12 protein-coding genes are annotated in these 13,148 nt (G+C 66.8%); 10 read left to right on the top strand and 2 right to left on the bottom strand.

Annotated features, from left to right (window positions below):
• The first annotated feature begins 1 nt into the window (after position 1).
• Complete coding sequence (locus DMX10_RS17430) at positions 2 to 769, top strand: TerB family tellurite resistance protein (protein WP_111262251.1); 768 nt, start codon at positions 2 to 4, stop codon at positions 767 to 769.
• 1 nt (position 770) lies between these two features.
• Here the strand turns inward: DMX10_RS17430 and DMX10_RS17425 are convergent, their stop codons facing one another.
• Positions 771 to 1,823: an alpha/beta hydrolase family protein gene (locus DMX10_RS17425; protein ID WP_111262250.1), complete on the bottom strand. Its 1,053-nt coding sequence runs from the start codon at positions 1,821 to 1,823 to the stop codon at positions 771 to 773.
• Between the two features lie 144 nt (positions 1,824 to 1,967).
• Here DMX10_RS17425 and DMX10_RS17420 point away from each other — a divergent pair, with 144 nt between their 5' ends.
• The 6 genes from DMX10_RS17420 (at position 1,968) to DMX10_RS17395 (ending at position 9,481) form a co-directional block, all read left to right on the top strand.
• Positions 1,968 to 4,367, top strand: coding sequence for a PAS domain S-box protein (locus tag DMX10_RS17420; protein WP_111262249.1), 2,400 nt, complete (start codon positions 1,968 to 1,970; stop codon positions 4,365 to 4,367).
• Positions 4,364 to 4,993: a response regulator transcription factor gene (locus tag DMX10_RS17415; protein ID WP_111262248.1), complete on the top strand. Its 630-nt coding sequence runs from the start codon at positions 4,364 to 4,366 to the stop codon at positions 4,991 to 4,993. The genes DMX10_RS17420 and DMX10_RS17415 overlap by 4 nt, the downstream gene beginning before the upstream one ends.
• A 153-nt stretch (positions 4,994 to 5,146) precedes the next feature.
• On the top strand, positions 5,147 to 6,256 hold the full coding sequence (locus tag DMX10_RS17410; RefSeq protein ID WP_111262247.1) for an ABC transporter ATP-binding protein: 1,110 nt from the start codon (positions 5,147 to 5,149) through the stop codon (positions 6,254 to 6,256).
• 52 nt (positions 6,257 to 6,308) lie between these two features.
• Positions 6,309 to 7,340 carry an ABC transporter substrate-binding protein gene (locus DMX10_RS17405; protein WP_111262246.1) on the top strand — a complete coding sequence of 344 codons (1,032 nt, stop codon included), beginning with the start codon at positions 6,309 to 6,311 and terminating at the stop codon, positions 7,338 to 7,340.
• A gap of 69 nt (positions 7,341 to 7,409) precedes the next feature.
• Positions 7,410 to 8,642: an ABC transporter permease gene (locus tag DMX10_RS17400; protein ID WP_111262245.1), complete on the top strand. Its 1,233-nt coding sequence runs from the start codon at positions 7,410 to 7,412 to the stop codon at positions 8,640 to 8,642.
• A gap of 11 nt (positions 8,643 to 8,653) precedes the next feature.
• Positions 8,654 to 9,481, top strand: coding sequence for an ABC transporter permease (locus tag DMX10_RS17395; RefSeq protein ID WP_111262244.1), 828 nt, complete (start codon positions 8,654 to 8,656; stop codon positions 9,479 to 9,481).
• 83 nt (positions 9,482 to 9,564) lie between these two features.
• Here DMX10_RS17395 and DMX10_RS17390 read toward each other — a convergent pair whose 3' ends face one another.
• Positions 9,565 to 9,951, bottom strand: a complete 387-nt coding sequence (locus tag DMX10_RS17390; RefSeq protein WP_111262243.1) for a hypothetical protein — start codon at positions 9,949 to 9,951, stop codon at positions 9,565 to 9,567.
• A gap of 109 nt (positions 9,952 to 10,060) precedes the next feature.
• On the opposite strand from DMX10_RS17390, the gene rpe reads away from it, so the two are divergent.
• The 3 genes from rpe to trpE all read left to right on the top strand — a co-directional run bounded on the left by rpe (position 10,061) and on the right by trpE (position 13,146).
• A complete protein-coding gene (gene rpe / locus DMX10_RS17385; RefSeq protein WP_111262242.1) occupies positions 10,061 to 10,729 on the top strand; it encodes a ribulose-phosphate 3-epimerase in 669 nt (222 codons plus the stop codon).
• Entirely contained in the window at positions 10,729 to 11,568 is an 840-nt protein-coding gene (locus DMX10_RS17380) for a phosphoglycolate phosphatase (RefSeq protein ID WP_111262241.1), read from the top strand. The genes rpe and DMX10_RS17380 overlap by 1 nt, the downstream gene beginning before the upstream one ends.
• A gap of 90 nt (positions 11,569 to 11,658) precedes the next feature.
• The gene (gene trpE, locus DMX10_RS17375) at positions 11,659 to 13,146 is read left to right on the top strand and encodes an anthranilate synthase component I (protein ID WP_111262240.1); all 1,488 of its coding nucleotides are present in this window, start codon (positions 11,659 to 11,661) and stop codon (positions 13,144 to 13,146) included.
• The last annotated feature ends 2 nt before the right edge of the window (positions 13,147 to 13,148 follow it).

The following is a 13,148-nucleotide window of genomic DNA, read 5'->3' as shown; positions in this document are numbered from 1 at the left end:
GATGTTCTGGCCCGTCACGCTGCTTGGCGTCATCGCCGGCCTCTTCATCGCCAGCATTCCCGGTGCGCTGCTCGGCGGCCTGCTCGGCCAGGTGGTGGATCGGCGGCTGAAGCTGGATTCCTGGGCCAGCCTGCGCGATCGGCTACGGCGCAGTGGTGCCGTCGCACACGAGGACCTGCTGTTCCTCATGCTTGGCCGCCTGGCCAAGAGCGAGGGCCGGGTGCTGGAGCTGCATATCCAGCAGGCGCGTGCCGAGATGCGTCGCCTGGGGCTGGATGATGCGGGGCAGCGTCGTGCCATCGCCGCGTTCACTCGCGGCAAGGCCGAGCAGGTCGAGCTGCGTGGCCCCCTGCGGGGCTTGCGCTACCAGCGTGCGCAAGGCGAGGCGCTGTTGCGCAGTTGCTGGCAGATGGCGGCGGCGGATGGCCGGGTGGGGCAGCGCGAGCGTGAACTGATCCTGCTATGGGGCAAGTGGCTGGATTGGCCGGCGGACCAGGTCGAAGCCCTGTGCGCCGGTTTCGATGTGCCCGGCGGCGCGCCGGTGCGCCGTGGCAGCGCCTATCAGGATGCGCTGTCGCTTCTGGGGGTGAACGCCAACAGCGAGCCGGCGGCGATCAAGCGCGCCTACCGTCGCCTCATCAGCCAGAACCACCCGGACAAGCTGGCCGGTGCGGGGGCCACCCCGCAGCGGGTGCGCGAGGCCACCGAGAAGACCCGCGAGCTGCACAACGCCTACAGCCTGATCCGCGAGCGTCACGGTTTCCGCTGAGTCAGATGCCGGGCGACTGCGGGATGATGGGCGCCGGTGCGGCTGCCGGCGCCTGCTTGCCCGGAGCCTGCAGATGGGCTTCCAGCCAGCCGCGCACCCGCCGGAACAACTGCTCCTGGTCCGCGTCGCGATTGGGCAGAGCCTTCAGGCCAACCTGCACATAGGCCGGGTGCTTGTCGCGCTTGCTCGCCTGCAGGCGCTTGAGGGCGGCGGCGCTGTCCAGCGGCTTGTCCTGGTAGAAGAAATCGCCGATCGCCTGCTTGAGCTTGGGTGCCGACTCTTCCAGGGGCGGGCCGTAGCCGGGGGGTACTTCGGCTTCCACCAGCACCAGGTTGTCGATGCCGCTGGAAGACGAATCGCTCAGTGCCTGCACCGCCCAGTAGGCGCCACTGCCGTGGCCCAGCAGGACGATGGTCTTCGGGCTCTGCTGGTTGACGAACACGATGGCCGCCTGGATGCGTGCCGCGATCCGCGTGGCCTGTGCCTTGCGCTCCTCCTCGGCGCTGAGAACGGGCCGGCCAGGGTCGGTGGAGGGCTCGGCGCTGCCGGCCTGCTCGGGCGTGGGGGGGGGCGTGGCCGGGTCGGCCTTCTCGGTTTTCGTTTCGCCGTCGGCGGGCGGCTCGGCCTGCTCGACCGGGCGGGGCGGCGGCTCGTTGCCCCTGGGGTCGGGCAGGGTGAGGCTGAGGCTGTGCCAGCCGATGTCGGGCAACTTGCTGCGCAGGGGAGCGATCGCCCGTGGCCAGTCGGCGCTCTCGCCATCGCCGGGCAGCAGGATCACCACGCCGCTGGGCTCGGCCACATTGGCCGGCTTCCACAGGGCGAGGAAGCTGTCTTCGCCGGCCTTCAGTTGTTGCTGTTCCTTCTGCGGCAGCTGGCGTTCGAGGGCGGTGGCGTCCTCCTGGCTGCGCTCTTCCAGGGGGGCGCGCTCCACCGGGGTTTGCGCAGGGTCGCTTCCGTCCTTGCCCTCGGCCGGCGGGTCTTCGCCATGGGCGACGGCCGGCAGCAACAGGGCGAGGCAAAGGGCGGCGAGAGTCGGGCGGGAGGCTCGGAGCATCTGAAGATTCCACGGGGTGGCCATAGGCAGGCAGCCTAATGGCTGGGCCGGTATTTGTCAGGCGCACCTTCGCCTCGGCGGGGCTGCTGGAGTAAGGTACGTCGGCTTCGTTCTCGGCAGCCTGGGCTGTGCGGTGTCTCCTGCATGATTCGTTCGTTGTGTCTCCTCCTTCTCGCCTGCTGCCTCGCCTCCTCGCTGGCAGCAGCACCCGCGCCCGCCCCCGTCGCGCTGGATCCGGCCCTGCGCCAATGGCTGGACCAGCACTCGCAGCTGCGCGCCGGTGTCGTCCTGCAGGCGCCCTACGCTCAGCTGGATCGGCGCCTGCAGCAGCTGTCCGGGGTCAACGTCGAGTTGCTCGACTGGGTCGCCACGGCGCTCGGCGTGCCTCTGGTCTGGCGCACCTTCGCCGACAGCGCGGAGCTGGAGAACGCCCTGCGCACCGGCCAGATCGACCTTGCTCCCGGCCTCAGCCAGACCCCTGCGGGCCTGCGCCTGTGGCTGTTCTCCGATCCCTACATGCGCGTGCCGCAACTGGTGGTGGGCGAGCGGGGCAACGGCGGCGCCGTGGATATCGAGAAGCTCGGCAGCGACGAGCCGGTTGCGGTGCGCTCGCCCAGCGCGGTGGCGGACTACCTGCGCGCAACCTATTCCGGCGTCCTGGTACAGCCGGTTGCCAGTGAGCGCCAAGCCTTGCGCGCGGTGCTGGAACAGCAGGTGAAGTACGCGGTGATCGACGAGGCGCAGCTCAGCCGGCTGTCGCGCGAGCAGGAGTTCTCCGGCCTCGCGGTGGTGGGCGACATCGGCTTCCCCCAACTGCTGCGGGTCGCCACGCGGCGCGACTGGCCGCAGCTGTCCGCGGCGGTGGACGCCGCCCTGCGCACCATCCCGCCGAAGGACCTGGACCAGCTTCACGAGCGCTGGCTGCAGCCGAAATACCCGCGCATCGGCGAGTCGCCCGGCTTCTGGCAGAACCTCGCCCTGCTCTTCGGCGTGCTGCTGCTCAGCGCGGCGGCGATCATCTACTGGCTGCGCCGCCAGCAGCGTGCGCTGGAGAAGCGCCTGCTCGAAGCGCGCCATGCCATCGAGTTGCGCGAGGCGGCGGAAGAGGCATTGCGCCTGACCCAGTTCTCCATCGACCACAGCACGGTCGGCATCCTCTGGGTCAACTGGGACAGCCACGTGCGCTACGCCAACCGCGCCGTCGAGCAGATGCTCGGCTACGAGGCCGGCGGCCTCACCGATCGGCCCCTGGCACACATCCAGCCGCAGCTGGATATGGACCGCTGGCTCAACCTCTGGCGGCGTGCACGCAACCATGACGAGAGCGCGCAGGCCTTCGAGACCGACTGCCTGCGTGCCGATGGCAGCGAGCTGCCGGCGGATGTTTCCCTCAGCTTCCTGCGCTTTGGCACCTCCGAGTACCTGGTGGTGTTCCTCACCGACGTCACCGAGCGCCGTCGCGCCCACGCCGCCCTGGAAGAAAGCGAGGCGCGTCTCAAGGGCATCGCCTCCAACGTGCCGGGCCTGGTGTTCCGCCTGGAGCGTCTGTGCGCTGGCGAGGATGCCGACTTCGCCTTCATCGGCGCCGGTGCCGAGGCCCTGGTGGGCTACGGCGCCCGCGAGCTGCTGGACACCGGACGCGGCATTCGTGGCCTGGTGCATCCGGACGATGTCGACGGCTACTGGGCCAGCCAGATGGCGGCCCTGGACGCGGACCGCGACTGGCACTGGCAGGGCCGCATCCTCACCCGCGACGGCCAGTTGCGCTGGGCCGACATCAAGGCCAGTGCGCGGCTCTTCGAGGACGGCCGTGCGACCTGGGACGGCGTGGTCTGGGACATCACCGACAACAAGCAGACCGAGCTCGAGCTGGCCGCCTCCCGCGCTCAGCTGCGCGATCTCTCCGCGCACCTGGAAAGCGTGCGCGAAGAGGAGAAGGCGCGTATCGCCCGCGAGGTGCACGACGAGCTGGGCCAGGTGCTCACCGTGCTCAAGCTGGAGACCTCCATGTGCGAGCTGGCCTACGGCGAGCTGGACCCCGGCCTCGGCGAGCGCCTGACCAGCATGAAGCGCCTGATCGCCCAGCTGTTCCAGCTGGTGCGCGACGTGGCCACGGCGCTGCGCCCGCCGATCCTCGACGCCGGCATTGCCTCGGCCATCGAATGGCAGGCGCGGCGCTTCGAAGCGCGCAGCGGCATTCCCTGCCTGGTGCGGGTGCCGGATTCGTTGCCGCAACTGTCGGACGCCAAGGCCATCGGCCTGTTCCGCATCCTCCAGGAGGCGCTGACCAATGTGCTGCGCCACGCCCGGGCCCACAGCGTCGAGGTGGCGCTGGAGCGCGATGGCGACGACCTGCAATTGATCATCAGCGACGATGGCGCGGGCTTCGACCCGCAGGCCTGTCGCCCCGGCACCTCGTTCGGCCTGGTGGGCATGCGCGAACGGGTGCTGATGCTGGGCGGCGCGCTGTCGATCGACAGTGCGCCGGGAGAGGGCGCCACGCTGGTGGTGCGCATCGCTTTGGACAAGGAGAAGAACGCGTGATCCGAGTACTGGTGGCCGAAGACCACACCATCGTCCGCGAGGGCATCAAGCAGTTGATCGGCCTGGCCAAGGACCTCTGCGTGGTAGGCGAGGCGAGCAACGGCGAGCAATTGCTCGAAACCCTGCGCCAGACGCCCTGCGAGGTGGTGCTGCTGGATATCTCCATGCCCGGCGTCAACGGCCTCGAAGCGATTCCGCGCATCCGCGCGCTGAACAGCCCGCCGGCGGTGCTGGTGCTGTCGATGCACGACGAGGTGCAGATGGCGGCGCGTGCACTGAAGATCGGCGCTGCCGGCTACGCCACCAAGGACAGCGACCCGGCCCTGTTGCTGACGGCGATCCGCAAGGTCGCCTCCGGCGGGCGCTACATCGACCCGGAGCTGGCCGATCGCATGGTCTTCGAGGTCGGCCTGACCGATTCGCGCCCGCCCCACGCGCTGTTGTCCGAGCGCGAGTTCTCGGTGTTCGAGCGCCTGGTGAAGGGGGAGGGCGTCAACGAGATCGCCCAGCACCTGGCAGTCAGCGGCAAGACGGTGAGCACCCACAAGGCGCGGCTGATGCAGAAGCTCGGCGCCCACTCGGTGGCCGACCTGGTCAAGTACGCGGTGGAGCACAAGCTGGTCTGAATACCTGATCGGATCGCTGGGAATTGTAGGGCTCGCCCTACACGCGATCCTCCGACGCCCTTATAGCAATCTCTCATAGCGCCCGATTTGCGTGGCTTGCCGGCTTCTCTAGTCTCTGGGGACGGCATAAACAAAAATCAAAAAGGTGCGGTGATGGCCTCCATTCCGGCGAACGATGTACTGGTCAGCTTCCGTGGCGTGCAGAAGAGCTACGACGGCGAGTCGCTCATCGTCAAAGACCTCAACCTGGACATTCGCAAAGGCGAGTTCCTGACCCTGCTGGGCCCCTCCGGCTCCGGCAAGACCACCAGCCTGATGATGCTCGCCGGGTTCGAGACCCCGACCAATGGCGAGATCCTCCTGGCCGGCCGCTCGATCAACAACGTGCCGCCGCACAAGCGCGACATCGGCATGGTGTTCCAGAACTACGCGCTGTTCCCGCACATGACGGTGGCCGAGAACCTGGCCTTCCCGCTCACCGTGCGCGGCATGAACAAGACCGATATCAGCGAGCGTGTGAAGCGCGCACTGTCCATGGTCCAGCTCGACAGCTTCCGCAACCGCTACCCGGCGCAGCTATCCGGCGGCCAGCAGCAGCGCGTGGCCCTGGCCCGCGCCCTGGTTTTCGAACCGCAGCTGGTGCTGATGGACGAGCCGCTGGGCGCGCTCGACAAGCAGCTGCGCGAGCACATGCAGATGGAGATCAAGCACATTCACCAGCGCCTGGGCGTGACGGTGGTGTACGTGACCCACGACCAGGGCGAAGCGCTGACCATGTCCGACCGCGTGGCCGTGTTCCACCAGGGCGAGATCCAGCAGATCGCCCCGCCGCGCGAGCTCTACGAGTCTCCCAGCAACACCTTCGTGGCCAACTTCATCGGCGAGAACAACCGGCTCAACGGCCAGTTGGTCAGCCGTGACGGCGAGCGCTGCGTGGTCAGCCTGGCCCGTGGCGAGAAGGTCGAGGCGCTGGCGGTCAACGTCGGCCAGCCGGGCGAGCCGGTGACCCTGTCGATCCGCCCCGAGCGGATACGCCTGAACGGTGGCAGCGAGCGCTGCGCGAACCGTTTCTCCGGCCGCGTCGAGGAGTTCGTTTACCTGGGCGACCACGTGCGCATCCGCATGGAGGTCTGTGGCAAGCCCGATTTCTTCGTCAAGCAACCCATTGCCGAGCTCGACCCCGCATTGGCGGTAGGCGACGTGGTGTCCCTCGGTTGGCAAGTGGAGCACGTGCGCGCACTGGACCCGCTGATAGCGGACTGACGACGCGGCGGCACCCCGGCATTACCCACCCAGCACTATGGAGAAAACAACAATGTCCAAATCCTTGAAGCTCACTGCCCTTGCGTTGGGGCTGGCATGCGCCGCACAGGCCATGGCAGCCGACCTGACCGTCGTTTCATTCGGCGGCGCGAACAAGAACGCCCAGGTGAAGGCGTTCTACGAACCCTTCCAGGCGTCCACCAGCAACAAGATCATCGCCGGCGAGTACAACGGCGAGATGGCCAAGGTGAAAGCCATGGTCGATACCGGCAGCGTTTCCTGGAACCTGGTGGAGGTCGAATCCCCCGAGCTGTCCCGCGGCTGCGATGAGGGGCTGTTCGAGGAACTGGACCCGGCCCAGTTCGGCAAGGCCGAGGACTTCGTTCCCGGGGCCATCCAGCCCTGCGGCGTTGGCTTCTTCGTCTGGTCCACCGTACTGGCCTACAACGCGGACAAGCTCAAGACCGCGCCCGCCAGCTGGGCCGATTTCTGGGACACCAGCAAGTTCCCGGGCAAGCGCGGCCTGCGCAAGGGCGCCAAGTACACCCTGGAATTCGCTCTGATGGCCGACGGCGTCGCACCCAAAGACGTCTACACCGTGCTCGCCACCAAGGAAGGCCAGGATCGCGCCTTCAAGAAGCTCGACCAGATCAAGCCGAGCATCCAGTGGTGGGAAGCCGGCGCCCAGCCGCCGCAGTTCCTCGCCTCGGGCGACGTGGTCATGAGCTCCGCCTACAACGGCCGCATCGCCGCCGTGCAGAAAGAGAGCAACCTGAAGGTGGTGTGGACCGGCGGCATCTATGACTTCGACGCCTGGGCCATCCCGAAAGGCGCCAAGGATCAGGACGCCGCTCTGAAGTTCATCGCCTTCTCGGTCAAGCCCGAGCAGCAGAAGATCTACTCCGAGAACATCGCCTACGGTCCGGCCAACAAGCAGGCGGTACCGCTGCTGGACAAGGGGCTGCTCAAGGACATGCCGACCACGCCTGAGAACATCAAGGACCAGGTCGCCATGAACGTCACCTTCTGGGCCGACTACGGCGAGCAGCTGGAGCAGCGCTTCAACTCCTGGGCCGCCAAGTAACCGGCCACCCAGCACATCCCCTCCTCCTCGCGGGGGAGGGGAGTACCCAGAGATCCACCGGAGTTCGCCATGGCCACCCTCGTCGCCGGCCCGACCCTCAAGCAACGCCTCGCGCGCGCCGAACGGGTCAACCGCCTGAAGTCCCAGGCCCTGATCCTGCCGCTGCTGCTGTTCCTCCTGCTGACCTTCCTGGTCCCCATCGGCACCCTGCTCTACAAGAGCGTGAGCAACCCCGAAGTGGTCGGCTCGCTGCCGCGGACCGTCGAGGCGATCACCGCCTGGGACGGCAAGGCGCTGCCCGATGAGCCGGCCTACAAGGCCCTGGCCGAGGACCTCGCCGCCGCGCGCAAGAACCAGACCATCGGCGATCTTTCCAAGCGCCTGAACATGGAGCTGGCCGGCTACCGCAGCCTGATGGCCAAGACCGCCCGCGCCTTGCCGTTCAAGGAGACCCCTGCGTCCTACAAGGACGCGATGGAAGGCCTCGACGAGCGCTGGGGCGATCCGGCCTACTGGCAGGCGATCCGCCGCAACGCATCGAGCCTGACTCCCTATTACCTGCTGGCGGCCGTCGACCATCGCATCGACGACCTCGGTGAAGTCGCCCCGGCGACGCCGGACCAGGCCATCTACCTGGACATCTTCACCCGCACCTTCTGGATGGGCGCGGTGATCACCCTCATCTGCCTGGTGCTGGCCTACCCGCTGGCCTACCTGCTGGCCAACCTGCCGACGCGCAAGAGCAACCTGCTGATGATCCTGGTGCTGCTGCCGTTCTGGACGTCGATCCTGGTGCGCGTGGCGGCCTGGATCGTGCTGCTGCAGTCCGGTGGCCTGATCAACGGCGCGCTGCTCAAGCTGGGCCTGATCGACCAGCCGCTGCAGTTGGTGTTCAACCGCACCGGCGTGTACGTGGCGATGGTGCACATCATGCTGCCGTTCATGATCCTGCCGATCTACAGCGTGATGAAGGGCATCTCGCCCACCTACATGCGTGCGGCGATCTCCCTCGGCTGCCACCCCTTCGCCAGCTTCTGGCGCGTGTACTTCCCGCAGACCGTGGCCGGTGTCGGGGCGGGTTGCCTGCTGGTGTTCATCCTGTCCATCGGCTACTACATCACCCCGGCGCTGCTGGGCAGCCCGAACGACCAGATGGTCAGCTACTTCGTCGCCTTCTTCACCAACACCACCATCAACTGGGGCATGGCCACGGCCCTGGGCGGCATGCTGCTGCTCGCCACCATGGTGCTCTACGTCGTCTACAGCTGGCTGGTGGGCGCCGGCCGCCTGCGCCTGGGTTGAGGAGATAAGAAATGCTGAGTCCCTATATGTCCCCGGTCGAGCGCCTGTGGTTCTACACCCTGCGCATCCTCTGCGGCCTGGTGCTGTTGTTCCTGATCCTGCCGGTGCTGGTGATCATCCCGCTGTCGTTCAACTCGGGCACCTTCCTGGTCTACCCGCTGCAAGGGTTCTCGCTGCGCTGGTACGCCGACTTCTTCGGCTCGGCCGAGTGGATGCGCGCGCTGACCAACAGCATCGTCGTGGCGCCGGCCGCGACCTTGCTGGCGATGGTCTTCGGCACCCTGGCCTCCATCGGCCTGACCCGTGGCGAGTTCCGCGGCAAGGCGCTGGTGATGAGCCTGCTGATCTCGCCGATGGTGGTGCCGGTGGTGATCATCGGTGTCGCCAGCTACCTGTTCTTCGCTCCGCTGGGCCTCGGCAACAGCTACCTGTCGCTGATCCTGGTGCACGCGGTGCTCGGCGTGCCCTTCGTCATCATCACCGTGTCGGCCACCCTGCAGGGCTTCAACCACAACCTGGTGCGCGCCGCCTCCAGCCTGGGCGCGCCACCGCTGACCGCGTTCTTCCGCGTGACCCTGCCGCTGATCGCGCCGGGGGTGATCTCGGGGGCGCTGTTCGCCTTCGCCACCTCCTTCGACGAGGTGGTGGTGACCCTGTTCCTCGCCGGCCCCGAGCAGGCCACCCTGCCGAGGCAGATGTTCAGCGGCATCCGCGAGAACCTCAGCCCCACCATCGCCGCGGCGGCGACCCTGCTGATCGGCTTCTCGGTGGTGCTGCTGCTGACCCTGGAGTGGCTGCGCGGGCGCAGCGAGAAGATGCGTACCTCCATGCCGGAGTGACTTCCGTATAGGGTGGCTCCCTCACTGTGCTCGTTCACAACGAGGGCGTTGCCCTGCGTTCATGCGCGCTCCCAGGCGCGCACTCACTTCAGCCTTTCGCTGATGTGCCCCTCTTCGATGATCCACTCCATATCCGGGATGCCGTGAGTGCCGTCCTCAGTCAGAAGAAAATGGCCGCTCGGGTGGATGGTGTAGTCATCGCCGCACGCCACCAAACGTGAAAGCGCTATCACTTGGGATCGGATATAGGGAATGGCTGCCGTTCTGATCGGCGCACCAAAGAACACGAATCGAGAGCCGTTGATCGCTTCGGGTTGAATCATCCAGCCGCCTCGATAAAGCGCTTTCTGGTCGTCATTCAGCAGTCTCGCCACGTCCACCCCTGTGGTCTCAATACACCCTGCGATTTCTTCAGTTGTAAGTGAGTAATTCAGTTCGATCCAGCCAGCCACCGTTGTATAGGCACCCATTCTTCGCTCCTCTGTCTGTCGCATTCAGGACTGAATGTCGCGATTGTCACCGGTGAAAAACGAATGCGGCTACAATCCGCGCCACCGTGATTCTGCTCCGAGGTCTGTCATGCAACCCTTCGCCATCGCACCGTCGATCCTTTCCGCCGATTTCGCCCGCCTGGGCGAGGAAGTCGACAACGTGCTCGCCGCTGGCGCCGATATCGTCCACTTCGACGTGATGGACAACCACTACGTGCCCAACCTGACCATCGGCCCGATGGTCTGTTCGGCACTGCGCAAGTACGGCGTCACCGCGCCCATCGACGTGCACCTGATGGTCTCCCCGGTGGATCGCATCATCGGCGACTTCATCGAGGCCGGCGCCACCTACATCACCTTCCACCCGGAAGCCTCCCTGCACGTCGACCGCTCGCTGCAGCTGATCCGCGATGGCGGCTGCAAGGCCGGCCTGGTGTTCAACCCGGCAGCGGGCCTGGACGCACTGAAGTACGTGATGGACAAGGTCGACATGATCCTGCTGATGAGCGTGAACCCTGGCTTCGGCGGGCAGAAGTTCATCCCCGGCACCCTCGACAAGCTGCGTGAGGCGCGTGCGCTGATCGACGCCTCCGGCCGTGACATCCGCCTGGAGATCGACGGCGGCGTCAACGTGAAGAACATCCGCGAGATCGCCGCCGCAGGTGCCGACACCTTCGTCGCCGGCTCGGCCATCTTCAATGCGCCGGACTACGCCGAAGTCATCGCCGCCATGCGCGCCGAGCTGGCCCAGGCCTGATGAGCGCCCTGCAGCGGCTGTTCGACGGGCGCCTGCCGCGCCTGGTGATGTTCGACCTGGACGGCACCCTGGTGGACTCGGTCCCCGACCTCGCCGCCGCCATCGACCACATGCTCGTGACCCTCGGCCGGCCGGCTGCGGGTATCGAGCGGGTGCGCGAATGGGTCGGCAACGGTGCCCGGGTGCTGGTGCGCCGCGCGCTGGCCGGCGGCCTCGACCATGGCGCGGTGCATGACGAGGATGCCGAGAAGGCGCTGGCGATCTTCATGGAGGCCTATGCCGACAGCCATTCGCTGACGGTGGTCTACCCGGGCGTCGCCGAGACCCTCAGGTGGCTGAAGAAGAAAGGCGTCGAGCTGGCGCTGATCACCAACAAGCCGGAGCGCTTCGTCGCCCCCTTGCTGGACGAGATGAAGCTCGGTCGTTACTTCCCGCTGATCATCGCCGGTGACACCCTGCCCCAGCAGAAGCCCGACCCGGCGGCACTGCTCCATGTGATGCACATGACCGGCACCAGCCGCACCGAGTCGCTGTTCATCGGTGACTCGCGCAACGACGTGCTGGCGGCCAAGGCGGCCGGCGTTCAATGCGTGGCGTTGAGCTACGGCTACAACCACGGCCGGCCCATCAGCGAAGAGGAGCCGGCGCTGGTGGTGGACGACCTGCGCGAGCTGCTGCCAGGCGGTTGCGCGGCACACGGCGCTGCGCTAATGTCGCCCGACTCCCCAGATCATCTGCCTCACAGAGATAGAAACGTGCTGGTTCCCTGCAAGCGTTGGCTCGAACGAGCCGGAATGAAGATCATCAAGGCCGCGGCCCGTTGGCGCTGGCGCGCCTGATTCGATTCTGGCCGGATACCTGCTCCGGCGCGCTTGCACACCGACGTTTTTCTCCAGGAGCCTCCGGGCTCCTCGCCCACGAGGCTGATCATGACCCGCGATGAATTCCTGCGTTTGGCCGCCCAAGGCTACAACCGCATCCCGCTCGCCTTCGAAACGCTGGCGGATTTCGACACCCCCCTTTCCCTCTACCTGAAGCTGGCCGACACACCCTTTTCCTACCTGCTCGAATCGGTGCAGGGCGGCGAGAAGTGGGGCCGCTATTCGATCATCGGCCTGCAAAGCCGTACCGTGCTGCGCGCCCATGGCCACCAGGTCAGCGTCAGCGTCGATGGCGAGGTGGTGGAGCGTGAGGAGAGCGAAGACCCGCTGGGCTTCGTCGAGGCCTTCAAGGACCGCTACCAGGTGGCACCCATCGCGGGGCTGCCACGTTTCAACGGCGGGCTCGTGGGCTACTTCGGCTATGACTGCGTGCGTTACGTCGAGAAGCGCCTGGCCTACTGCCCGAACCCCGATCCGCTGGGCACCCCGGACATCCTGCTGATGGTCTCCGACGCGGTGGTGGTGTTCGACAACCTGGCGGGCAAGCTGCACGCCATCGTGCTGGTCGACCCGGCCGCGCCCGACGCCTTCGAGCGTGGCCAGGCCGCGCTGGCCGAGCTGCGCGAAAAGCTGCGCCTGCCGATCACCCCGCGCCTGGGCGTGGACCCGGCTCTGCAGTTGACCGAGGACCTGCCCTACCGCTCCAGCTCGACCCGCGAGGACTACGAGCAGGCGGTGCGCGAGATCAAGGAATACATCCTCGCCGGCGACTGCATGCAGGTGGTGATCTCCCAGCGCATGACTATCGACTTCAAGGCTGCGCCCATCGACCTGTACCGGGCGCTGCGCTGCTTCAACCCGACGCCCTACATGTACTTCTTCAACTTCGGCGACTTCCACGTGGTGGGCAGTTCGCCGGAGGTGCTGGTGCGGGTCGAGGACGGCCTGGTCACCGTGCGGCCCATCGCCGGCACCCGCCCGCGTGGCGCCAGCGAGGAAGCCGACCTGGCACTGGAGGAGGACCTGCTGTCCGACGCCAAGGAGATCGCCGAGCACCTGATGCTCATCGATCTGGGCCGCAACGACGTCGGTCGCGTATCCGCAACCGGCTCGGTGAAGGTCACCGAGAAGATGGTGATCGAGCGCTACTCCAACGTGATGCACATCGTCTCCAACGTCACCGGGCAGCTGAAGGAAGGTGTCTCGGCCATGGACGCGCTGCGTGCCATCCTGCCGGCCGGCACCCTCTCCGGGGCGCCGAAGATCCGCGCGATGGAGATCATCGACCAGCTCGAGCCGGTCAAGCGTGGCGTCTACGGTGGTGCCGTGGGCTACCTGGCCTGGAACGGCAACATGGACACCGCCATCGCGATCCGCACGGCGGTCATCAAGGACGGCCAACTGCACGTGCAGGCAGGCGCGGGAATCGTCGCCGACTCGGTCCCGGCACTGGAATGGGAAGAGACGCTGAACAAGCGCCGCGCCATGTTCCGTGCCGTGGCTCTCGCCGAACAGACCGCCAAGACCGATGCCTGAGG

It is taken from the genome of Pseudomonas sp. 57B-090624, from assembly GCF_003234055.1.
In the GTDB taxonomy this organism is placed as follows: domain Bacteria; phylum Pseudomonadota; class Gammaproteobacteria; order Pseudomonadales; family Pseudomonadaceae; genus Metapseudomonas; species Metapseudomonas tohonis.
Note: the sequence above shows the minus strand (reverse complement) of the source record. Positions and strands in the feature narration are given on the sequence as shown.